This is a genomic window from Catalinimonas alkaloidigena, assembly GCF_029504655.1.
In the GTDB taxonomy this organism is placed as follows: Bacteria; Bacteroidota; Bacteroidia; order Cytophagales; family Cyclobacteriaceae; genus Catalinimonas; species Catalinimonas alkaloidigena.
The window spans coordinates 4,997,384-5,018,201 of the sequence record NZ_JAQFIL010000001.1 but is presented as its reverse complement, the minus strand read 5'-3'; the positions used below and the strand labels follow the sequence as shown (position 1 = coordinate 5,018,201).

Genomic DNA, 20,818 nt, shown 5'->3' with positions numbered 1-20,818 from the left:
TTATCCCTTTCTATTGCTGAGCAAACTGCTTAAAGCATTAAGCACCCTTGATTTAAAGTAATAATCATACAATGCGAATAAAAAATTTGGCTTTCCTATGGATAGCTGGCGGGATCACTCTGTTTATGAGCGCCTGCGGCGATGAAGACCTGATGCTGGAAGAAGAGCTGGTTGCTCCCTTTTACCTGGGCTATACAGATACCCTAAGCCTGGATATGGCAACCGTGCTGGCCGATTCCATGGTCTCTTCCGGTTCCGGAAGGATACTGAGTGGCTACTATGAAGATGAACAACTGGGTAAAATTATGGCGCAGTCTTATTTTCAGCTGGGCTTGAACGGGACGCTTTCTCTTTCTGAAAACACTGTGTTTGACTCCCTGGTGCTTTATCTGACTGCCCATGAGTATGTGTACGGGGATACTACCCGGCTCCAACACCTGAGGCTTCATCGTCTTACCGAAGAACTATCGCCGGAAGAAGGTGCATATTTCTATAACACCCAGACTATACCTTATGCCGAAAGTATAGCAGGTGAAGTACACTTTTTATCTAATGCGCAGGGAAGGGACTCCCTGGCGATTCGTCTGTCCGATGAATGGGGGCAAAGTTTATTTGAGATGGCCCTCAACAATGATCCTGTTCTTCAGGATACTGAAGACTTTCAGGATTATCTACCCGGCTTTAGCCTGGTAGCTGACAGCACACAAAATACAGCAGTTGTAGGCTATACGGCTTCTGCTGAGCAAGTATATATGCGTCTTTATTATCATGAAACCACAGAGGAGGTTCAGCGGAGTACCTATGATTTTCCTTTGACCAATACCAGCTTGCAATTCAACCATATTGCTGCCAACCGCTCGGCTACACGCTTGTCCGTTCTTCAGGATGTTAGGAATCCCCTGGCAGACAGTAGTACACAGATGCAAACTTATGCCCAGGGAGGCACGGGTATCATGACTAAGCTGAGCATTCCTCATCTGGAAGATTTTCCTGAGCTGGGAGAATACATGTATGTTACCCAAGCAGAGTTAGTGATTCAGCCCGTGGTCAATCACGCACAGGAACTTCCACTGCCCGACAGCCTGATCCTTCTTTCTGCCAATCATAACAATGAAATTATTCCGCTGCTGTCATATGGTACTACCAGCACGTCTACCCAGGTCTGGACTACTCTGTTAGAGCTGGATGATGAGTATGATCGCGAAAACCCGGTATCGCTTTGACATTACAGATTATGTCACTGAGAAGCTACTAAACGATGCCATCAGCGAAGATTTTCTGCTGCTGACCGTTCCTTCTTACAACAAAAGTGTAAGCCGGCTATATCTGGGCAGTAGTCAGCACGAAGAATATATTACCAGATTAGAGATTTCATATACACAATTAAACAGCACTAATTATTAATTACTATGAATAATAAATACTTACTACTCTTGCTAGTAATCACATTAAGCCTGTCTGCCTGTACAACAGATGATGAAGATGAAGCAGACATTGAAGGCAACTGGATAGAAGTGGCTGACTTTGACGGGCCTTCCCGCAGCGGAGCGGTTTCCTTCTCCATTGGTTCACGTGCCTATGTCGGACTGGGCTATGATGGAAGCGACCGCCTGAATGATTTCTGGGAATATGATGAAGAGAGAAATTTCTGGGTACAGCGGGCTAGTTTTCCCGGCAATGCCCGCAATGCCGCGGTTGCATTTGCTGTCAATGGCAAAGGCTATGTGACTAGCGGTTATGACGGACAAAATGAACTCAAAGACTTCTGGGAGTATGATCCTGCTGCTGACAGTTGGACACAGAAAGAAGATTTTCCCGGAGATGCCAGAATTGGTGCTGTGGCTTTCAGCATTGATGGCAAAGGCTATGTGGGGACAGGCAACAATGGCGACAATGACCTGAAAGATTTCTGGGAATACGACCCTGCTTCCGGTAACTGGACACAGATTCCGTTTAGTGGTTCCAAAAGGGTAGATGCTTTTGCCTTCGTCATTGACGGCATGGCCTATATCGGAGGGGGAAGAAACAACGGTCTGTATGAGCAGGGCTTCTGGCAGTTTGACCCCATTGACATCCGTTGGACCGCCATGCTGGACCTGGACGAAGAAGATGATCCCATTGCCCGAGAGAATGCGGTAAGCTTTGCGATTAACGGTAAGGGCTATGTCACCACCGGCTCTACAGGTTCTGCGGTGAGAGATACCTGGGAATATAGTCCGGTGACTGACACCTGGGCACAAATGACGAGTATGGAAGGAGCCTCCAGAGAAGAAGCCGTTGCTTTTGTACTGACTACAGGAGAAGGAGAGGCTGTGGCCTATGTGGCTACCGGAAGAAACGGTCAGTCCCGTTTTGACGACCTATGGAAATTTGACCCTACCGCTGAGTATGATGAGGAAGATTAAGTAAGCCTGTAGAGACTAATGATGTAATCTCTCAAACCCAATGAGCATGAAAAAGAGCGTATGGATATTCTTAGCTTCACTAAGCTTTATAATTTTGCTTCTTCCTGCCTGCAAGCAGGATGAAGACATTGTGTCTCCGCTAACGACTGATGACGTCAGCGGGGATCATACGGCAGACAACGCACAGAACGATCTGCTGAACAACTGGATCTACGAAGTGATGAGCTCCTACTACTACTGGAATGAGGAGGTGAGCCTTCCTGATTCCTCCGGTGAAGAGCCTGAAGATTACTTCTACTCTCTCATTAATGATGCAGATGAGTTTTCTTATATCACTGATGATTACGAAGGGCTGATGGAAGAGTTCAGCGGCGTGTACAGCAGTATGGGCTATTCCCCTGCCTTTGGATTACTGTCTGCTTCCAATGAAGTGTTTATCGTGGTAGAATATGTTTACCCTGACTCACCGGCAGATCGTGCCGGTCTGGAGAGAGGCGATATCATTCTGGCTATTGATGGAGAAACATTAAATACTGAGAATTACTATGAGCTTTACGGCCAAAGCCAGTATATGGTTACGCTTGCAGCATATGATGAGGCAGAAGGCATCAACCCCACAGACCAGACCATTTCATTATTTGCGGAGGTGATTGAGACCGATCCTGTCCTGTACAAAGAAGTGAAAACCGCTGCCGGCAAGAAAGTGGGCTATATGGTATATACCGAATTTATTTCCGGAGAGAATGAAGAGTGGTTAAACAATCTGGGCAGTACGCTGGACGAATTTGCCCAGGCAAATGTAAGGGAGGTAATTATTGATCTTCGCTATAATCCGGGAGGAGAGATATATACCGCGCAGTATTTTGCCAGCGCCCTGGCGCCGGTAAATGTCGTTAACAGCGAAGAAGTGCTGGTCAAATTTGACTATAATACTTTGCTGGAATCATCAATTGTAGCTTACGAAGGCGATGATTCTGAAAATCTGGTCAGCAAGTTTGTCTCCAATGGTCATAACCTGAACCTGAGCCGTATATACTTTTTGACCGGGAGCGGAACCGCTTCTGCCAGTGAGCTGCTGATCAACGGCCTCAAGCCTTATATGGATGTGGTGATGATAGGTGAGCATACAGTGGGTAAATATTATGGCTCGTGGGTGATCCCTGATTTAGCAGAGCCTGCCCGTCATGACTGGGCGATCATGCCGATTGTACTTAAATATACCAATGCCGAAGGTGTAACAGATTTTAGTGAAGGGCTTACGCCCGACTATCCGGTAGAGGACAATCTGCTGGATGCCAAACCCTTCGGTGATGAAAGCGATCCACTGCTGGCTACCGCGCTGGACCTGATCTCAGGAGGCTTGAGTGCCAGACTGAAAAGCAGGGAAAGTTTCAAGCCTTATCAGGAGCTGGGAAACCCTCTAAAAATTAAAAAGAACAAGCTGTTTATCGATGACAGCCTGGTACCGGAAATTGAATAGAATCGTCTAAAGCTGTTAGTTCTTATAAAGCCCTTAGTGTCTTATTTGGCGCTGAGGGCTTTATTTTTTTGAGTGAAACTGCAATTTTGTTGCAAATATGCCTTTCCTCTTCTACATTTATACCCATGCAAAGATTCCTGTCATTAGGCCTTGTCTGGATTATTGCCCTCAATGCGATGTCGTTGAGTGCGGTGCAGCTGAGCTTTGAGCTGAACAGGGACTACATCGCTGAGTTTCTTTGCATAGAAAGAGAAAAGGAGATCACCGTTTGTCGTGGTACTTGTTTTCTTAAGGATAAGCTCAAACAGGCGGAAGACCAGCAGGAGCAAAACCAGCTATCACATGTGGTATTTGCGGTTTTCTTTATCCCTTCTTATTGGGAAAACACCTTCTTAACGCCTGAATCTCCGGCTATTATATTTTCTGCTTTTCAGGAAAACCTGCATGCTACTCCTATAGCTGAGCTATTTTTCCATCCTCCCCGCGTATAACACACGCATATCTTTTCTCACTGTTCATTACGCGAGTTATTGCCCGGAACAAATATCAGGGTAAGGGATCTTGCGTAAAATTAAGGTATGACAGCTTCGTTTACCTATTACACATTCAAATTTTATGAAGATGAAGTATATCAACATCATCACCTCATTTCTGCTGTTGCTAGGCTTAAGCAGCTGCCAGGAAGAATCTACCGACGATATGGTGCAAGGTGCCACCCTTACGCTAAACCTCACCCACCTGGTGAATGGCGAAGTGCTAATGCTTAATACACAGACCTATGCTAATGCCGTAGGAGAAAGCTTTGTGATTCAGGATTTTAAGTACTATCTCAGTAATGTAAAGCTCAGGAATTCTTCTACCGGAGCCTTTTATCTGGAACCGTACAGCTATCATCTGGTGCGCCCCGAAGATGGAGAAGCTTTTCGGATTGAAATAGATGGTGTTCCTGCCGGAGAATACAATGAAGTGGAATTTGCCATTGGCGTAGACAATGCCGCCAATACTTCTACCGACAAAGTGGGGGCTCTGGATCCGAGTAATGAGATGGCCTGGGACTGGAATACCGGCTACAAATTTCTCTTGCTGGAAGGGCAGTTCGGTGCGTCAGAAGAGGGTATGCATGATGCTTATGTCTATCATATCGGGGGTGATCCTAATTACCGAGTGCTGAAATTTAACCTGAAGCAGCTTAGCCTTCCCACGCTGAGCCTGGAGAATAATGGTATGCAAAGCTTAGCCATAGAAGCTGATGTAGCTGCTATGTTTGCTGAACCCAATCCGGTGAGTTTTGCCGAGCATCCGGTAGTCATGCATGATCCTTTTTCTCAAAGTGTAGCCGATAATTATGCTGCTAATATGTTTGAGATTACTGCTGTTGAATAAACTTATCTGTTTTTGAACGCTAAATCGTACATATCGCTCTTTCTGGCAGTTCTGCTTTGCCTGCATGCCTGGCAGATGTCTTTGATTGTGCTCAACTATGAATACAACCAGGAGGTATTTGTGCGATTGTTCTGTGAAAACCAGGACAGACCGGAATTACAGTGCAATGGAAAGTGCTTTCTCCAGGATAGCATAGACCATGCGAGCCAGCAGGAAAGTACCAATGAGCATGAAGTCAAGCTCTGCTGGTCACCACTTTGTATGCAGATGGAAAGCAGAGATGCGCTGAAAGCATCGCAATATTATATACAGATATTTTTCCCTTTTCCCCCTCAGGAGTATCAGCTGCTTCTCTCCCAGGGTTTTTTTCATCCTCCCCGAGCTTAGTAAGCTCCTTTTTTACCCAAACCACCCTCAACTACTATACTTCCCAGAAGCCTATAGGAAGCTGAAGTATATCCTTTGCAATAGCAGGAAAACACATTTACCCAATAATTACGGTAGGGGTGAGAGAGGAGCTAACTATTTTGATTTCTTATACGGGTCTTCTTTATCTGATGGCATAAGTATGTCCTATCAGGAGAGAAGCGCTTATTCCTATTACTAAGCTGCAATAGATCAGCCAGACAATTCATAATCAATATTCTAAAAAAAAGATGAAAACCACTCACAATATTTTACTAAGTATATTATTACTGACACTATTCATTGCCTGTGATGAAGATGAGAATATGTCTCTCGAAGCTTCCGGCGCTTTTGTCGTAGAGTTTGATAATTATGTAGGTACGCAGCAGATGCAGCTTGATCCGGCAGGCTCTACAGATTATCGTTACGCCAATGCATCGGGTCAGGAATTTAACCTTTCTACTTTCCGCTACTACGTCAGCAATATCAAACTGGAAGGACCGGATGGAGAGCGGTTTGAAGACGTGATGAACGTCAGTGCCAATGCTGATGATGTGGAAGGCTATTACCTGGTACTGGAAAGTGATGCTTCTTCTCAGTTTATTACTTTGAATGATGTTCCTACAGGAGCCTATGATAAAATCACGTTTATACTTGGCATCGCTGAAGAAGGCGTGCAGGAAGGTGCTGCCGGAGGCATACTGGACCCTGCCGAAGACGCCTGGTTCTGGAACTGGAACGCTGGCTACATCAACCTGGGCATAGAAGGCACAGCTGCCGACTCTCCACAGGAAAGGATAGAAGGGGATGGCTGGCTAGTTGAGGAAAATACCTTTGGGCTGCACGTAGGAGGATGGAAAGAGGTGGAGCCTGACGATAATTATGTCAATAACATCCGTACAGTTACGCTTGACTTAGGCGCAGCGGTAACCGTAAGCGAGGACATGAAACCGCAGGTCCATATCGTATTTGACCTGCTGAAAATTCTGGATGGCGCAGCCATTGATTTTTCACAAACCTACTCCGTACATTCACCTTTACTGGGAGCGCCCCTGGCAGACCAGATACCTGCTGCCTTCACTGTGGATCATGTACATCAGTAGATTTACCGCAAATGTATGCAGATGGGTAGGCAGCCTTATACTCGGTGTCTGCCTGACGCTGCTGTTTTCCTGTCAGACAGATGAAATAGAAGGTATGGTAGATCGGAAATATATATTTGTTAAACCGGATAACTTTCCTGAGCCTACCTACACCTTTGACAATAACCCTGTGACAGAGAAAGGATTTGAGCTGGGCAGAAAGCTGTTTTTTGATCCTGTACTGTCGCGTGACGGTTCAGTGTCCTGCAATAATTGTCACATACAGGCAACAGCTTTTGCCGATGGGCCGCAGCATCCTATGAGTGTAGGTGTAGATAATCGGAGAGGTACACGCAATGCTCCCGCTCTGACCAACCTTGCTTTTATGCGGGAGTTCTTCTGGGATGGAGGCGTAACGCATCTGGACTTTGTGCCTACCAATGCCATTGAAAATGCGCAGGAGATGGATGAAAGCCTGGCCAATGTGGTGGATAAGCTTAACCAGGATGATGAGTACCCGGCATTGTTCAAAGAAGCTTTTGGCATAGATACCATCACTTCACCTTATATGCTGCATGCCTTTTCCCAGTTTCTGGTGATGATGGTCTCGGCCAATTCCAAATATGACAAGTACATGCGAAACGAAGGGGAAAGCCTGACGGATGCTGAATTAGAAGGGATGAAGCTTTTTGAAGAGAAATGCGCCTCCTGCCATGAAGGCATACTGTTTTCTGACTTTAGCTTTCGCAATAATGGAATCAATGCCAGTTTCGGTGATGAAGGTAGGGCCAGAATTACTGAGCACAGTGCCGATCAGGGCAAGTTCAGAGTGCCGAGCCTGAGGAATGTGGGGCGTACAGCGCCCTATATGCACAATGCCCGTTTCCAGACGCTGGAAGAGGTACTGCGCCACTATGCAGGTGGGGTAGTGGACTCGCCTACTTTAGATCCTTTGCTCAGCAATGGAGCGCAGTTGGGCATTTCCATGACAGAAGAAGAACAGACAAAAATTATTGCTTTCCTCAAAACCCTCAGCGACTACGACTTTGTTGCTGACCAACGATTTACGAACCCAAACCACTGACATTATGAAAAATATATGCTTTACGCTTTTTGCTTTTAGTATTTCACTTACTGCCAGCCTGGCCTGCGATGTCTGCGGTTGCTCGCTGGGAAGCAATTATTTCGGAATCCTGCCGCAGTATGACAAAAATTTTGTGGGATTGCGTTGGTATTACAGTTCTTTCTTTGCACGTATGGACCATAATAGCGAGTATATGGAAGATGAGTATTCCAATGACACCTACCAGACTTTTGAATTGTGGAGCCGGCTTTATCTGACAGACCGCATTCAGCTATTTGCTTCCATTCCCTATTCGTTCAATCAGATGGAGGGCAGCCATCAGAAAGTTACGGCAGCAGGTCTTGGTGATATTTCTGTCTTAGCGAATTATACACTCGTCAATACCGGAGAAGATGTGGGGAATCCCTGGCGGCATACCTGGCTGGCCGGAGGAGGCGTAAAACTGCCTACCGGAGATTTTCGTCAGCAGGATCAGGGACTATTGGTCAATCCTAATTTTCAGTTGGGCACCGGAAGTACTGACTTTGTACTAAATACTATTTATACGGTGCGTTTCCAGAACGTAGGATTGAACCTGGGCACGACTGCCCAGTTGAATACAGAAAATCCTGAAGGCTATCGTTTTGGCAATCAATGGAATGCTTCGACTCAACTGTTTTACTGGAGGCAGATGAAGTATCTATCCATACTTCCGAATATCGGTATGTACTACGAAACCGGAGAGATGCATACGGATAATGGCATCAGGCAGTTGAACAGTGGAGGAGAAGTCTGGTTGGCTCAGGTGGGGCTGGATATTTATTATCGTGATGTGGCAGTTGGGTTTACTTTTAAAAACCCGGTATCCCAGCAGATGAATAGTGATGAGGTTGCGGCCATTGAGTCCAAAGAACGCATCATGATCAGCCTGATTTATAATTTTTAAACCCTATAACCCATCATATTTGTATATGCATAGTGTTTTCATAAACCTGTATGTAATAGCTTTTTTGCTCACCATGAGCTGCCAGCCCTCATCTAAGGCTAGCGTTACCGATGAGAAGTATGTGCAGGCACAGGAGATTTATCAGGAAGCTATTGAAGTGCATGAGGAAGTAATGTCTCATATGGATGAGATCGCGCGCTTAAAAAGTCTGTTGAACAAGCGTATTGATACCTTGCAACAAAGAGGGGGAGAGGAAATGAATACAGACCTGCTTCAGCGCATGCAGGAAATCGTACAAAAGCTGGAAAAGGCTGATGAAGCCATGATGCAATGGGGGCACAATGTGAAAAAAGTGCATAAGATGTACGATGCGCAATCCACCAATGCTGAAGTAGCGGTAAGTGTGCTGCCTGATGATACTACGAATCTTATCCGCGTTCTGCAGCTACAAAATGCTGCGATTGAGCAGGTAAAAACGCTGGTAGAAAGCAGCATTAAAGAAGCTCACATATTTCTCGTATTACCCGAATAATCATTGCAGGCTGAGAAGAGGCGCAATAAGCAACAGCGACCCACGCCGGGTGCTATTTTATTACGAGCATAAAATTCTGCACGTCAGTATTTTACAGTAAAAAGACCTTGTTACTTATGCTCAGTTACTTAAGATGATAAGCGTACTGATGCTTGCGGTTTGTGCGGGGGCACCCCGTGCCGATGTGCTCCGCAATGGAGACTGTCGGTCTCACAAAGCGGGGACTGGAGCGACTCTTATCAGCCTGCCAAATTAAATATGCGTGCTACTCACTTGTCTTTCCGATTTGATTATCTCTGCTGTATCAAAACAACAGGCATGTATGCAAAGATGGAATAAGAAAATAGTAAAGAGAGCCGAAGTCAGCCGTATTTAGAAGTTTATTCTGTTATCTTCTCCACTTTTTCAGTGATCAGTAGCCGGGCTGGCAATACCACTTCAGAAGAAAAAGTTTTGACTACCACCGATATATTATCCAGCCGAATAATTTCTCCCTTGACTTCTCCTATTTTAATGATATTACCTACCTGGAAGTTTTGCCTGCTGTAGTAAGAGGACAAAATATTTTGCAGGATATCTTTGGCGGCCATAGCAAAAGCGATGGCAAAGGCAATCATAATGGCACCTATGACCAGTGTAATATTGGAGGTGATTATGCTGGTATCAATTCCTGCCTGTTCCAGTGCGGTGAGTATTACAAAAACAGCAATAATGTAGAATACAAAACTGCTGATGATATGGGCAGAGTGCATTTCCAGGGAGTGCAGGGCTGTCAGTAAGAGGTTTTTTACCACCTGAGCAATATACAGGCCGATAATGGCAATCAGTACGGCACTTAAGAGGGCTGGCAGGTAATTTAGCAACATGCCTATTGTTTGAGAAACTGCCGACCACCCCAGCGTTTCTGAAGCGGCAACAAAGAAAAACAGAAGCACAACCCAGTAAACAAACCTGGCAATGACATTGGCGCCCTCAGTTTTAACGTCCGAACTTCTTAACCATGGCAATTCATGAAGGCGTTCACTTATGCTTTGCATGGGGTGGGTACGCATGAGCTTTCTGGTAATGTAGCGCATGGTTCGGGCTATGAGCCAGCCGATAAGGAGCAGTACCACAGCCCCCAATATATTGGGCAGGGCGTTCATAAGGGTATTGCCAAAGGCATGCAATGAAGAAAAAGCGATGCTTTCCCATTCGCTAAGTGTTTCCATAACCTAGGGGTTTTTGTGAAGTTGATCAGTTTTAAAAAGGCTGGCAATCGTTTTTCCTGTTTTTACGATGAACAGATCAGCGATATCCATGATCAGTTCACTTAATACTATGCTTTCCATTACTTTGTCTCCCAGCTTTTCGGGCGCTTGGGCCTCTTCTTCCAGTGCTTTAAATGGGTTAGTGTTCATGATCGGGATAATTCAATGATTTTAGCTTTGGCTCTTTTCAACCGCATTTTTACCGCACTTTCTGAGAGCGCAGTGATTACCATAATATCTTTGATGGGCAGATCATCCTGGTATTTCATCAGCAGCAAGGCTTTGTCTTCCGGTTTGATCTGCTCCAATATCTGCTTTAGCTTCTCTATCTGAATCTGAAGAATCTCTTCCTCATGCGTGTCTTCTTCATAGGCATTTATTTCACTGACATAGGCTTCGTGATGCGCTTTGTCCCTGCGAACTTTGTTGACAAAGTCCACACAGTAATGATATGTAATACTATAGAGCCAGGTAGAAAACCGGGCACTCGCTTTAAATGTCCTGAGCTTTAGATATACTTTTAGAAATATATCGTGGGCCAGGTCCTCGGCCTCCGCCTGACTTTTGGTAAAGCTCAGGCATTTGGCGTATACCTTATTCGCATACCGCTCATAGAGAATACGGAATGGTCGGGAATCCTTGTGTTTTACAATAAACGCAGTAATTTCTTCATCACTGAGCTTATGTAATTGTTTGGGTTTCACAGTTTAGGTATCATAAGAATTTATTTAGACAGCAGTTTTTTTGAAAAGTCACATCTTTCCGAAATTTTTTTTGTCCTGGCTCCCGGCTGTTCCCGGCCATAGTTTAAGATAGTGCATACTGATAAAATTTACTTAAGTATTATTTTCGAAAAAATGTGACTTCCTGTCTTATAAGCTGTCATAAGAGTAGTTTTTATCACAAACCTTAAATCACATACATCATGAAAACCTTACACGTACTGTTCATTGCTTTTACTGTGCTGGTCGCTTCCACTGCTTATGCACAGGTGTACCGGCCAGTAGAAAAAAAAGTAGAAATGGGGAAGCATATGGTTGATGCCTGGGTAATGCAGGTGGATGAACCTATGGATCCACTGAAGAAAAGTTATAAAAAATTTGCTAAAAGACAATTGAATGTAAAAGTTAAAAAGTCAGGTAGAGATTTGCTCATGGCCGAAGAGGTCCTGATCCCCGGCATTGCGCAGAAAGAAGGCGACCTGAAAGCCAGGTTTTTTACCGAAGGAGGAGAAACTACCCTGGCCGTAGCTTTTTTGCTGGGTTATGACATTGGGCTGAACAGCCTGGACTACCCCCAGGAAATGAGCAACCTGCGTAGCTTTACTAAAAACTTTGTAAAACACTACAAAACAGAGAAACTCAATGCGCTGATCGAAGCGGATGAGCAGCAGGAGAAAAGGTTGAAGTCTACGCTTAAAAAGAATGAAAAAGAGTACAAGAATCTGGGCAAGCGAGTACCTAAAGTAGAAGAACTGATCGCATCGGAAAAAACCAAAGAAGAGAAAAAGATTACGCTGAAAAATGAGAACGTCTCCAACCGTTCACGGCTAATCGCCCTGGATGAGATCATCGAAAACCTAAAAAAAGAACTTATGCTGCTGAACAAAAATATAGAGCAGCATCGGTCAGCCATCAGCATGCTGGAGTTACAGTTTGCAGATGATGTAGTACCCATGGTTAACCAGTAATCTTCAGGTAACCCTTAATTAATACTAAAAGGCGGTTTGGTTTCCGCTCCGTCTTTTTTCTTTACTCATATTGATATTACCCTTTTAACATTAAGCACATGGAAAAGCAAAATTTTATAAGCAAGGCAAGGCTTAAAATAAAAGAATATGATCATATGATCATAAGATTGAATGAAAGCCTCAACAGAAAATCGGAAGTTAGTCAAAAGGCCACGAGTGCGATTATTCGCAGGTTGAAGCAGCAGAAACGTCAACTGCTTAAAATCGTGGAAGGCGATTCCATCGAGAAATGGAGTGATGATATCCGGGATAAATTTATGGAGGCATACGACCATCTGACCTATGAGCTGTCGGAAGTATTCAACAAATTTTACGAAGAAAAGAAAGAAGATGAGCTGCCCAAAAAGTCAGAAAAAGAAGCTTAAGGCAATGTGCTGTGAGAATCGCGAAAAGCATTAATCAAGATTTAACCACTTAAATTCAATACAATGAAAACTAAAAACACCCCTGAACTTGAGGACATAAAGCTGCCCAAAAATAATCTGAAAGATCGCCTCAAAAATATATTGATACTCGCTCTGCTGCTAAGTGTGGCACTCACCTATTTTATTATGGAGAGCCGTTTACGGAGGGCAACGCAAGCGCACGAAGCAGCGATAACCACCCTGACAGAGCAAAACAGTCAGGCGATGGCCGAACTGAGAATACAGGCGGAAACCTTCATTGAATTTAGTAATCGGACTTATGTACATATGCTAATGAAACCCCTGGCCTGGGCAGTAAGGGCTGAAATGATTCGCGACAACCGCGAACAGATTGATACTTACCTGGCCCAGTTTGTAAAAGAGAAGTATGTAGCTTCTGTCATGGTTGTAGATCCTGAAGGCAACATCATCATGGCAAGTAATAAGAAAATGGTAGGACAGGCATTTGCCAGTGCTTATCCTCCTGCTTTGCTCAGCAATAGTGCCACTATGGTAGAAAGTGCCGCTGGGGGAGAGTACTTTGCTTCCACTCCTCTGATGGGATATGATGTACGTATGGGTAGTCTGGTAGCTAATTTTCAGCCGGAAGTATTCCAGCCATTTCTGCTGAGCCAGTAGAGAGAACTTAGCCCTCACTGGCGTGGCCAATGGGGGAACATAACCCTACTGCCTGATCAAGAGTACCAACCCTTTTTTACTCCAAAAATTTAATAAAATGAAAAAAATAAGTTTGACCATACTCGGTTTGTTATGTAGCTGCTCATTGCTGCTGGCACAGAAACAGACCATTACTTTTGATTACGAAAGGTCCTCCTTTAATATGGATCAGCCTCTGCCGGCAGAGAAATATTTTTTTATGAGCGGAGAGATTGAGGGTAGTACCAACATGGTGGAAGTGATAATCATGTCCGGCAAAAGACATGGAGAGCATGTACTTTATCAGAATCTATGGAAGCGAAGCTATAATGATCGTTCACAGCACTTCTTACTGCCGATTAACTATTACCTGAGAAGTAATACGGAGTATGACTTTCTCATTAATTATTACCGGAAAGCAGAACCTTGGGAAGTTCAGGAGATAAAAAACGATATGCTTTTCACTTTGGAAACCTATGTAGGGCAAAGCCTACATCTGCCCAGGCGGGGAATCCGTAAAATGTCAAGAATTTCTTTGATGCTTAGTGAGATGCAGGCCATGACACAGGCCAGGCTCGCCCATTACCGCTTCCATCGGAACATTCCTTTTGAAGGCTTTTCAGATATCGTGAAGGGCAAACTGAAAATACTGTACCTTCAGCCTTCAGAGACTGAAGATGAAGAACAGGCGATCCGGCAGCAGCTAGGGGAGTTAATGGGCCTGATAGGTTTTGAGTTGAATCTTCATATGGACAAGGGGCTTTCAATTCTGGTGGATAGCCGTGAGATTAGTAAATACCCGACAGAAAAAATAAAAAGTGCTATGATTGTCCATGGAGGATATGGTGGCATACTGCTGCAGCACAAACTGGAAGGAGTAAATAACTCTTCAGGTGGAATGGCAGGCATTACCTTACCTTTAGGTAAACAAACTTTTGCTCCACAGCTGATGAGTAATACGGCGGTAGTGGCAGGTTTTTATTTTAAAGATTTTGAAAACGTTGAGGGTATCAAGGTGAGTGGTCCTATCGTAAAGCGCCCTTTGTATCTAGGCCTGGGGTATCAGCTATACGAATTCATCAGGTTTTCCGGAGGAGTAACGATTCTTCAAAACCAGGCGAGCAATGATCCCAGCAGCAATCTGCCTATCGATATAGACGATAGCATATACTTTCGCCCTTTTTTCGGGATTACGGCCGATATCAGTTTTAAAGCAGAGTTTTTAAAATAATCATCTGCTCAACAGATAGGGCGGCTGTTGTGCCTGCCCATGCTCTGTGTGCTTTTCAGCTTATGCGAATGCATGCGTTCTCCGATGGCCAGGGGTATTGTAGGTGGGAACACGGGGCGTGAAAGCGCAATTATTTGACCTCAGGAGAAAATCTAAATACGTAGTTCAATACAGGTCTTTTCGATTTGATTATCTTTGCCGTATCAAAACAACAGGCATGTATTCAAAGACGGAAGAAGATTATCTGAAAGCGATTTATCATTTCACAGGGCAGGAGGATGAGAAGGTTGGGACCTCTACTTTGGCGGATCATCTCTCTAACAAACCTGCTTCGGTGACAGATATGTTGAGAAAATTATCTGAGAAAAACCTGATCCATTACAAAAAATCTCATGGCGTGACCCTCACGGAAAAGGGTAAGCGGGTGGTATTGCAGGTAGTACGCAAGCACCGAATCTGGGAGGTGTTTCTGGTAGAGAAACTAAAGTTTGGCTGGGAAGAAGTACACGAAATCGCCGACCAGTTGGAACATGTACATTCCGAACTACTAATCAATAAGTTGGATGATTTTTTAGGCAATCCTGAGTTTGACCCTCATGGCGATCCTATACCCTCCAAAGACGGTATTTTACCGGAGGCTATTACCCTGCCACTTTCAGAAATCTCAGCCGGGCAAAGCATTACCTTTGTGTCGGTAGCCAGCGATCAGGCGGCCCTGCTGCAGTACCTGGACAAGATACGGCTGCGCATAGGAGATACTTTGCAGGTGCTGGAGAAAGAGGTGTTTGACGGCAGTGTAAAGCTGAAAATCCGTGATGAAGAAGTGCAGGTCAGCCACAAAGTCGCCGAGCATGTGCTGGTCAAACAGTTGAAGTAAAAACGCTCGCCAATAAACTTGTATACTTCCTCACCTGTAAGTGATTCTGAGCGTCAAATGCTTTTACTATGTCATGATCTCATGATAAGGTAGGGCAGAGGATGCTGAATGAGTGTGAGTCAAGGAGGAAGCATAATTGTAATCATATGTGTCGGTATACTTTATTCCTGCTCTCACCAGACTTCGGGTACAAAAAATCTAGCTGAAGGAAGCGGGTAGTAGCCCGCTTCTTTTATGTGTAATGGTCCATATATCTAAACGAGAACATATAGCTTTATGCGCCATAAGTCTAATGAAAAGAGATATAGCTATATTCAGGAGTATTACTTAATGAGATAAATTTTTAAAAGGAACACTTTCTCTATCAAAGCCAGGCCCTTCCCATCCGAGCCATAAATTTTGATAGTCTTTACCTTCAAAATACTCAATTTTTATAGGGTGCTTTCCTTTTTTTAGAGCAATCTGTCCAGGCTTGATGGTTGAAATATGGATACCATCATTATCCACAACAAGTTCATCGGCAATATAGAGTCGGCTGCCATCGTTTGAGTTCAGATAAAATGTATAAACTCCATCAGTTGGAATTTCAAGGAAACCATCAAAAGTAAACCCATAGTAATCTCCCCGTGGACCAGCAAGAGAATCTATATTGAAACTAGCTATCACATCTGTATTGATTGGCTCTAAAGACTCATAATCTGGCAGAGTGGTAAATTCTCCTTCATAATAAGCATACTTCAGCCCAGCTTTACTTTTACGTTTTATCGCTTTTTTGGGAGCCGTTTTTCTAAAAGTTTGTGCCATCAGGCCAGAATGATCACCCTTAGATGTAAAGAACTTTACTTTTAGCTCGGTGGTACCTTCCAGCGTTAAAGGAGATTGATATACAGGAGACTGCAATGTAGGCTCTGTACCGTCCAAAGTATAATGAATGTTAATGTCCTGGAAAGGTTGCTTTATTTCAAGGGGTACTGCCTCCAGAAAAATAGTGTCTGCTGAAAAAGTAATGTGTTGAGGACTCGGGTTTATGTCAATATTATGAATTCCTTCAAGTTGAAAAGGTTGTTCTAGTTTAGCAGTTTTATAACCGATAGTCCAATCCATCTCCAGTGAATTTAGGTCAGCAATGGGTATGTTTTTCAGCGCAGATAAGTTGATCTCAAATTCTTTGGAAGAATTAGGAGGAATATCCTCATTGATCTTTAAGATATCTACCGCAATTTGATGGTTGTGAAAGAAGCTACCACTGAACTGCAGGGGCTCATCTGCCGTATTTTGAACCTGAAGTTTTAATAGCCCCTTGGTAAATATATTTGAAAATGAGCGAATCCCTTCACCCTTTTTACTCGGGGAGAGGAGAACCTGGGTTTTAAATCTGGTACTGTTGATTAATGATCCTGTCATTTGGGCCGTTTCACGAGTAGACACATCATGATTGATAATACCATCAAGTTTAAGGTTAACAATGGTGGGTTCTTCTTCAGTCATGGTAACCCAGGTAACATGATCAAACCGACCAAATTTAGGACCTTGTAAAGGAGTCCCTCCACCCGTAGTGGCTAAGACATAATAGTTATTTTGTTTCCTTTTCTCAAACAGATACCTATGGGTGTGACCGGCAAATACTGTAAATTTCCTTCCTTCAAGATATTGCTCTATTTCAGTAAACTGATCAGTGCTCCCATAGCTCCAAATGGGATGATGCATAAAAATGAAAGTATGGCGTACATCGGGAAATTTTTCAAGTACCTGTTTGGTATAGTCAATTTGTTCTCTGCTTACCTCTACACCATTGCCATCATTGGTATTCATGGTGATGAATAGCACATTTTTGTACACGAAATAGTAATAGTCTCTGCCATAGCGATACAGCCATTGATTTTTCATCATAGCATTGGTAAAATCATGGTTGCCAGGAAGGTAAAAGAATGGCATTTCAAGCGGTTCTAATATGTCATGAAACTCATCCCATTGTGCGTTTACCACAGCGGAATCTTTACTGTAACCCTCAATAAGATCTCCCACACACATGACAAATTCAGGTTGAAGTAAATTGAGCTTTTCCACTGCTTTGCCAAACACTCCCGGCCGATGCCCTCCTGTCCGGTCACTCACGATCGCAAATTGAAAGTTATCAGGATTGTTATGAAAATTTAAATGTGTCCAGGGTACGGCCTCCTCAAAAGCTTCAGATGTAAATTCTGAACTGTCATCCTGTTGACTATAGGAGGTAGTATAAAGTAATAGGAGTAACAGCGAAATGAAATGGTATTTCATCGTTTTGATTGTTTTATAAAATGATAGGTTCGGAAAGTAGAATAAAGGGTACAGTAAATCATTATTTTAGCAGAGTTACTCTTGCATAAATAAGATGATAAAAGTTGCTGGCGCAGCATATATAAGTGACTTCAGGCATAAATATTTGTGCAAACCATATGAGTTCATTAGCAAACAGAAGCTTAAACCCTACATAGCATCATTATCAATCTACAGGCGCTAAAACCTTAGTTTGCTTCTGTTTTATTAAAGTACCTTCTGGTTATTCCGGTAATATTACTCTGTCAGTTTCAACTCCAGCTATTCTAAAAGAATAAACACCACTGATCATAGGCTTTGCTCAACTTTATTTCTTAGGCACAATATCCGCCATCCATCACTATATTTTCTCCGTTGATATATGCCCCTGCATCTGAAGATAAAAGTACTACCAGGCCTTTAATGTCATCTTTGTTAGCCATTCTGCCCAGCGGAACTTTTTTACAGTAATTCTTAAGAAAGCGCTCAGGCTGGTGGTTAAATAATCCTCCGGGACTAATGCAGTTGATACGAATATTTTTATTTGCTAATACCCGGGTCAGATAACGGGTAATATTAATCATGCCTGCTTTATGGAAAAAATAATCAGGAGGTGGCGTTCCCATATCTGTTCCATCGTAATTTGACAAATCCGGTCCATACATGCCCATGAAAGAACTTATATTGATAATGCTTCCTCCACCACTCTGGATAATCAGCTCTGATAGTTCTCTTAATACATCCATCATACCGGTGGCATTCACCTGCATGGATTCTTCAAACTGGCTTATAGGCTCATCATAACCTTTCATCGGACGTGATACGGCATTGTTGATAAAGACGTCCAGTTTTCCATAGGTGTTGAGTAGCTCCTGTTTTGCATCCAGTACAGACGTATGATCTGACTGATCTATTTGAAGAGCATGTACATCATATCCCTGCTCGCTAAATCTTTGTGCTACTTCCTGGGCACGCTCCTTATTACGAGAGCCGATAATTACTTTGGCATCCGCTTCCGCCAGGCCTTCCACAATGGATTGGCCATACATACCACTACCGCCCGTAACTAAAACTACTTTATCTTTTAAGCTTAAAAGCTCTTTTACGTGCATTTTATAGGTGTTTTTGAAAAAATGACTTTAAAAATATTTTATAAATAAATGAGCTTACCTCCCTCGTTTCTACTTTCTACAGCACCGATTAGTGTACGGATGAGTCTTTCCGTTTTGTCATAGCTAAGCCTGGACTTTCCTTCATTAACTGAGCGAATAAATTCTATCAGATTATCTCTGAACATGGCATAGTAGTTCTTCATTTCTATAAGTTCCCATCCCTTCTGACCATATACCGACATTTGAAAAGTTAATGCAATGTCCATAAAGAGGTGTACACTTACTTTGATACCATTTTCAAACTCAATGAGTACTATGTCTTTATTCGTTGAACCAAGATGTTGTACTGTTTGAGGTTGGGCATCATCCAGAAAAGCAAAAATGGCTTCCAGCATATGAATACCGTATTTAAGCCAGTCTTTTTTACCTACAGCAGTGATGAGTTCAATCTTACCTAATTTATCCTTATCTATCTTAACAGCACGGCATTCTGTAGAATAACGCATGGAGGAGCAGGACATAATAAACTTACCCTTTTCCTGTTGACTGGTGAAAAACTCCAGATCTTCATAAGTAGTAGCCAAAGGTTTGTCAATAAAAATAGGAACATCTGCTTCAAGGAATGGTCGGGCCATATTAACATGTTCACCAGCATCATCTCTGGCCAGTATAACCGCATCTACCTGTCCGATCATATCTTCCATACGCTCAGCAACATGCTTAACACCAGAAGCTTTCATGATACTTTCTGATATTGACTTGTCTTGTGTCCACACATGGGTAACAGTGGCACCTTCTATACCTAGTGTATCCTGGTTGGCGTTCAGGTAATTGGTGATGCCCTCATAACCCACTCGCCTAATTTCTTCTCCGTCATAGTAACCATTGACGATAGATGACCATGAATATGGGTGTGCGTTTCCAGGACTCATGCCAATAATGCCCAGTTTTATCATATTGCTATTTGTTCAGATTATAAGAGTGTATTTATTTTAGCCAGCCAGATCTGTCCCAGGCAGGTAAGTCCAGAAATTCAGGGTCAGGGTATTGTGCTGCTCTTGCTCTTAACAGTGTACTTTCATCCATATATTTACCGTCTGCAGCTTCCAGAGATTTACGCAAATATTCCATTCTGTCTATGCCTACCAATATAGAAGATACCTCCTCAAAGGAAAGCGCAAACTTGCTGGCCAGCGTAGGCAGGTCTGGAAACGTATCGTCGACAAATGATTGATAGTTTTTGATATGGGCTTCTACTTTTTTAAGGGCAGGGTGGAGGTTCTTACTACGTTCACTAAGAATACCTTTAAATAGGACAGAACGAACAACGATGCCTACACCTGCTTCTTTTGCGGCGGAAAATGTATCTGCCTGCCTTTGATCCATGAGGTTGAACGGAAGCTGAATCATATCCCAATGCCCTGTTGCTATAGCAGTTTGTGTTTGCTCACTGGAATAGACAGATGCTCCCTTTGCCCGTATTTTACCCGACTGTACTAAATCTTCAAAAATGCTGCATACGCCCTCGTGAGTTATTATCTCCTCATCTGCCTGATGCAGCATATATATATCTATATAATCGGTTTGTAAAGCCTTTAGACTTGCGTCTAAGGAGGATTCTATAAGTTTTTTAAGCTGGGGATAATCAGGAATATTGCCTTTTTCATCTTTAATATATACACATTTACTGGCGATAACGGCCTGGTTTCGCCTGTCCAGAAATGCTTTGCCCATGATGTTTTCACTTTTGCCATACAGACGAGCAGTATCAAAAAAATTTATACCTTCATCCAATGCAGTATGAAGCAAATGAATCGCCTCCTTCTCGGTGATCATATCGGACTCGCTGGCGATACCTATGCCATAGGGTATACCGATTTCTACGCCTCCAAAAGCTACTTCCGAAACTTCAAGTTCTGTGCTGCCTAAGCGTCTTTTGCGCATGT

23 protein-coding genes are annotated in these 20,818 nt (G+C 43.4%); 16 read left to right on the top strand and 7 right to left on the bottom strand.

Annotated elements, in window-relative coordinates; translation table 11 throughout:
* Positions 1-71 precede the first annotated feature (71 nt).
* The 11 genes from OKW21_RS20445 (at position 72) to OKW21_RS20395 (ending at position 9,296) form a co-directional block, all read left to right on the top strand.
* Positions 72-1,223: a DUF4270 family protein gene (locus OKW21_RS20445; protein ID WP_277482773.1), complete on the top strand. Its 1,152-nt coding sequence runs from the start codon at positions 72-74 to the stop codon at positions 1,221-1,223.
* Positions 1,195-1,404 carry a hypothetical protein gene (locus tag OKW21_RS20440; protein ID WP_277482770.1) on the top strand — a complete coding sequence of 70 codons (210 nt, stop codon included), beginning with the start codon at positions 1,195-1,197 and terminating at the stop codon, positions 1,402-1,404. The genes OKW21_RS20445 and OKW21_RS20440 overlap by 29 nt, the downstream gene beginning before the upstream one ends.
* A 5-nt stretch (positions 1,405-1,409) precedes the next feature.
* A complete protein-coding gene (locus tag OKW21_RS20435; protein WP_277482768.1) occupies positions 1,410-2,405 on the top strand; it encodes a Kelch repeat-containing protein in 996 nt (331 codons plus the stop codon).
* Positions 2,406-2,451: 46 nt separating this feature from the next.
* Positions 2,452-3,885 carry a S41 family peptidase gene (locus OKW21_RS20430; protein WP_277482765.1) on the top strand — a complete coding sequence of 478 codons (1,434 nt, stop codon included), beginning with the start codon at positions 2,452-2,454 and terminating at the stop codon, positions 3,883-3,885.
* Between the two features lie 125 nt (positions 3,886-4,010).
* The gene (locus tag OKW21_RS20425) at positions 4,011-4,376 is read left to right on the top strand and encodes a hypothetical protein (protein ID WP_277482763.1); all 366 of its coding nucleotides are present in this window, start codon (positions 4,011-4,013) and stop codon (positions 4,374-4,376) included.
* A 130-nt stretch (positions 4,377-4,506) separates the two neighbouring features.
* The gene (locus OKW21_RS20420; protein ID WP_277482761.1) at positions 4,507-5,268 is read left to right on the top strand and encodes an MbnP family protein; all 762 of its coding nucleotides are present in this window, start codon (positions 4,507-4,509) and stop codon (positions 5,266-5,268) included.
* 12 nt (positions 5,269-5,280) lie between these two features.
* Complete coding sequence (locus OKW21_RS20415) at positions 5,281-5,655, top strand: hypothetical protein (protein WP_277482759.1); 375 nt, start codon at positions 5,281-5,283, stop codon at positions 5,653-5,655.
* A 269-nt stretch (positions 5,656-5,924) separates the two neighbouring features.
* Positions 5,925-6,776, top strand: coding sequence for an MbnP family protein (locus OKW21_RS20410; protein ID WP_277482758.1), 852 nt, complete (start codon positions 5,925-5,927; stop codon positions 6,774-6,776).
* Complete coding sequence (locus tag OKW21_RS20405; RefSeq protein WP_277482756.1) at positions 6,763-7,839, top strand: cytochrome-c peroxidase; 1,077 nt, start codon at positions 6,763-6,765, stop codon at positions 7,837-7,839. The genes OKW21_RS20410 and OKW21_RS20405 overlap by 14 nt, the downstream gene beginning before the upstream one ends.
* A 4-nt stretch (positions 7,840-7,843) precedes the next feature.
* Positions 7,844-8,764: a hypothetical protein gene (locus OKW21_RS20400; protein WP_277482754.1), complete on the top strand. Its 921-nt coding sequence runs from the start codon at positions 7,844-7,846 to the stop codon at positions 8,762-8,764.
* Between the two features lie 25 nt (positions 8,765-8,789).
* Positions 8,790-9,296 carry a hypothetical protein gene (locus OKW21_RS20395; RefSeq protein ID WP_277482752.1) on the top strand — a complete coding sequence of 169 codons (507 nt, stop codon included), beginning with the start codon at positions 8,790-8,792 and terminating at the stop codon, positions 9,294-9,296.
* A 380-nt stretch (positions 9,297-9,676) separates the two neighbouring features.
* Here OKW21_RS20395 and OKW21_RS20390 read toward each other — a convergent pair whose 3' ends face one another.
* The 3 genes from OKW21_RS20390 to OKW21_RS20380 are packed head-to-tail and all read right to left on the bottom strand — an operon-like array spanning position 9,677 to position 11,250.
* Positions 9,677-10,507 (bottom strand): mechanosensitive ion channel family protein, encoded by an 831-nt coding sequence (locus OKW21_RS20390; protein WP_277482751.1) that lies wholly within the window; start codon positions 10,505-10,507, stop codon positions 9,677-9,679.
* 3 nt (positions 10,508-10,510) lie between these two features.
* Positions 10,511-10,696: a hypothetical protein gene (locus OKW21_RS20385; protein WP_277482748.1), complete on the bottom strand. Its 186-nt coding sequence runs from the start codon at positions 10,694-10,696 to the stop codon at positions 10,511-10,513.
* The gene (locus tag OKW21_RS20380; RefSeq protein ID WP_277482746.1) at positions 10,693-11,250 is read right to left on the bottom strand and encodes an RNA polymerase sigma factor; all 558 of its coding nucleotides are present in this window, start codon (positions 11,248-11,250) and stop codon (positions 10,693-10,695) included. The genes OKW21_RS20385 and OKW21_RS20380 overlap by 4 nt, the downstream gene beginning before the upstream one ends.
* A 221-nt stretch (positions 11,251-11,471) precedes the next feature.
* Here OKW21_RS20380 and OKW21_RS20375 point away from each other — a divergent pair, with 221 nt between their 5' ends.
* The 5 genes from OKW21_RS20375 to OKW21_RS20355 all read left to right on the top strand — a co-directional run bounded on the left by OKW21_RS20375 (position 11,472) and on the right by OKW21_RS20355 (position 15,465).
* Positions 11,472-12,236, top strand: coding sequence for a hypothetical protein (locus tag OKW21_RS20375; protein ID WP_277482744.1), 765 nt, complete (start codon positions 11,472-11,474; stop codon positions 12,234-12,236).
* Positions 12,237-12,334: 98 nt separating this feature from the next.
* A complete protein-coding gene (locus OKW21_RS20370; RefSeq protein WP_277482742.1) occupies positions 12,335-12,661 on the top strand; it encodes a hypothetical protein in 327 nt (108 codons plus the stop codon).
* 63 nt (positions 12,662-12,724) lie between these two features.
* On the top strand, positions 12,725-13,339 hold the full coding sequence (locus OKW21_RS20365) for a hypothetical protein (RefSeq protein WP_277482739.1): 615 nt from the start codon (positions 12,725-12,727) through the stop codon (positions 13,337-13,339).
* A 97-nt stretch (positions 13,340-13,436) separates the two neighbouring features.
* Positions 13,437-14,588, top strand: a complete 1,152-nt coding sequence (locus OKW21_RS20360; protein ID WP_277482738.1) for a hypothetical protein — start codon at positions 13,437-13,439, stop codon at positions 14,586-14,588.
* A gap of 217 nt (positions 14,589-14,805) precedes the next feature.
* Positions 14,806-15,465: a metal-dependent transcriptional regulator gene (locus OKW21_RS20355; protein ID WP_277482736.1), complete on the top strand. Its 660-nt coding sequence runs from the start codon at positions 14,806-14,808 to the stop codon at positions 15,463-15,465.
* A gap of 327 nt (positions 15,466-15,792) precedes the next feature.
* On the opposite strand, the gene OKW21_RS20350 is transcribed toward OKW21_RS20355, so the two are convergent.
* From OKW21_RS20350 to OKW21_RS20335, 4 genes are all read right to left on the bottom strand, one after another.
* Positions 15,793-17,742 carry a PA14 domain-containing protein gene (locus OKW21_RS20350; RefSeq protein ID WP_277482734.1) on the bottom strand — a complete coding sequence of 650 codons (1,950 nt, stop codon included), beginning with the start codon at positions 17,740-17,742 and terminating at the stop codon, positions 15,793-15,795.
* A gap of 353 nt (positions 17,743-18,095) precedes the next feature.
* A complete protein-coding gene (locus OKW21_RS20345) occupies positions 18,096-18,872 on the bottom strand; it encodes an SDR family oxidoreductase (RefSeq protein WP_277482732.1) in 777 nt (258 codons plus the stop codon).
* Positions 18,873-18,910: 38 nt separating this feature from the next.
* Positions 18,911-19,828 carry a Gfo/Idh/MocA family protein gene (locus OKW21_RS20340; protein ID WP_277482731.1) on the bottom strand — a complete coding sequence of 306 codons (918 nt, stop codon included), beginning with the start codon at positions 19,826-19,828 and terminating at the stop codon, positions 18,911-18,913.
* A 31-nt stretch (positions 19,829-19,859) separates the two neighbouring features.
* Positions 19,860-20,816, bottom strand: a complete 957-nt coding sequence (locus tag OKW21_RS20335) for an aldo/keto reductase (protein ID WP_277482728.1) — start codon at positions 20,814-20,816, stop codon at positions 19,860-19,862.
* Positions 20,817-20,818: the final 2 nt, after the last annotated feature.

What these genes read in the sequence shown, in the direction of transcription:
- OKW21_RS20375 (WP_277482744.1), top strand. Translation starts at nt 11,472, where the DNA reads ATGAAAACCTTACACGTACTGTTCATTGCTTTTACTGTGCTGGTCGCT.
- OKW21_RS20410 (WP_277482758.1), top strand. Translation starts at nt 5,925, where the DNA reads ATGAAAACCACTCACAATATTTTACTAAGTATATTATTACTGACACTA.
- OKW21_RS20435 (WP_277482768.1), top strand. Translation starts at nt 1,410, where the DNA reads ATGAATAATAAATACTTACTACTCTTGCTAGTAATCACATTAAGCCTG.
- OKW21_RS20385 (WP_277482748.1), bottom strand. Translation starts at nt 10,696, where the DNA reads ATGAACACTAACCCATTTAAAGCACTGGAAGAAGAGGCCCAAGCGCCC.
- OKW21_RS20390 (WP_277482751.1), bottom strand. Translation starts at nt 10,507, where the DNA reads ATGGAAACACTTAGCGAATGGGAAAGCATCGCTTTTTCTTCATTGCAT.
- OKW21_RS20360 (WP_277482738.1), top strand. Translation starts at nt 13,437, where the DNA reads ATGAAAAAAATAAGTTTGACCATACTCGGTTTGTTATGTAGCTGCTCA.
- OKW21_RS20425 (WP_277482763.1), top strand. Translation starts at nt 4,011, where the DNA reads ATGCAAAGATTCCTGTCATTAGGCCTTGTCTGGATTATTGCCCTCAAT.
- OKW21_RS20350 (WP_277482734.1), bottom strand. Translation starts at nt 17,742, where the DNA reads ATGAAATACCATTTCATTTCGCTGTTACTCCTATTACTTTATACTACC.
- OKW21_RS20430 (WP_277482765.1), top strand. Translation starts at nt 2,452, where the DNA reads ATGAAAAAGAGCGTATGGATATTCTTAGCTTCACTAAGCTTTATAATT.
- OKW21_RS20345 (WP_277482732.1), bottom strand. Translation starts at nt 18,872, where the DNA reads ATGCACGTAAAAGAGCTTTTAAGCTTAAAAGATAAAGTAGTTTTAGTT.
- OKW21_RS20355 (WP_277482736.1), top strand. Translation starts at nt 14,806, where the DNA reads ATGTATTCAAAGACGGAAGAAGATTATCTGAAAGCGATTTATCATTTC.
- OKW21_RS20340 (WP_277482731.1), bottom strand. Translation starts at nt 19,828, where the DNA reads ATGATAAAACTGGGCATTATTGGCATGAGTCCTGGAAACGCACACCCA.
- OKW21_RS20405 (WP_277482756.1), top strand. Translation starts at nt 6,763, where the DNA reads ATGTACATCAGTAGATTTACCGCAAATGTATGCAGATGGGTAGGCAGC.
- OKW21_RS20420 (WP_277482761.1), top strand. Translation starts at nt 4,507, where the DNA reads ATGAAGTATATCAACATCATCACCTCATTTCTGCTGTTGCTAGGCTTA.
- OKW21_RS20370 (WP_277482742.1), top strand. Translation starts at nt 12,335, where the DNA reads ATGGAAAAGCAAAATTTTATAAGCAAGGCAAGGCTTAAAATAAAAGAA.
- OKW21_RS20400 (WP_277482754.1), top strand. Translation starts at nt 7,844, where the DNA reads ATGAAAAATATATGCTTTACGCTTTTTGCTTTTAGTATTTCACTTACT.
- OKW21_RS20395 (WP_277482752.1), top strand. Translation starts at nt 8,790, where the DNA reads ATGCATAGTGTTTTCATAAACCTGTATGTAATAGCTTTTTTGCTCACC.
- OKW21_RS20445 (WP_277482773.1), top strand. Translation starts at nt 72, where the DNA reads ATGCGAATAAAAAATTTGGCTTTCCTATGGATAGCTGGCGGGATCACT.
- OKW21_RS20335 (WP_277482728.1), bottom strand. Translation starts at nt 20,816, where the DNA reads ATGCGCAAAAGACGCTTAGGCAGCACAGAACTTGAAGTTTCGGAAGTA.
- OKW21_RS20440 (WP_277482770.1), top strand. Translation starts at nt 1,195, where the DNA reads ATGATCGCGAAAACCCGGTATCGCTTTGACATTACAGATTATGTCACT.
- OKW21_RS20365 (WP_277482739.1), top strand. Translation starts at nt 12,725, where the DNA reads ATGAAAACTAAAAACACCCCTGAACTTGAGGACATAAAGCTGCCCAAA.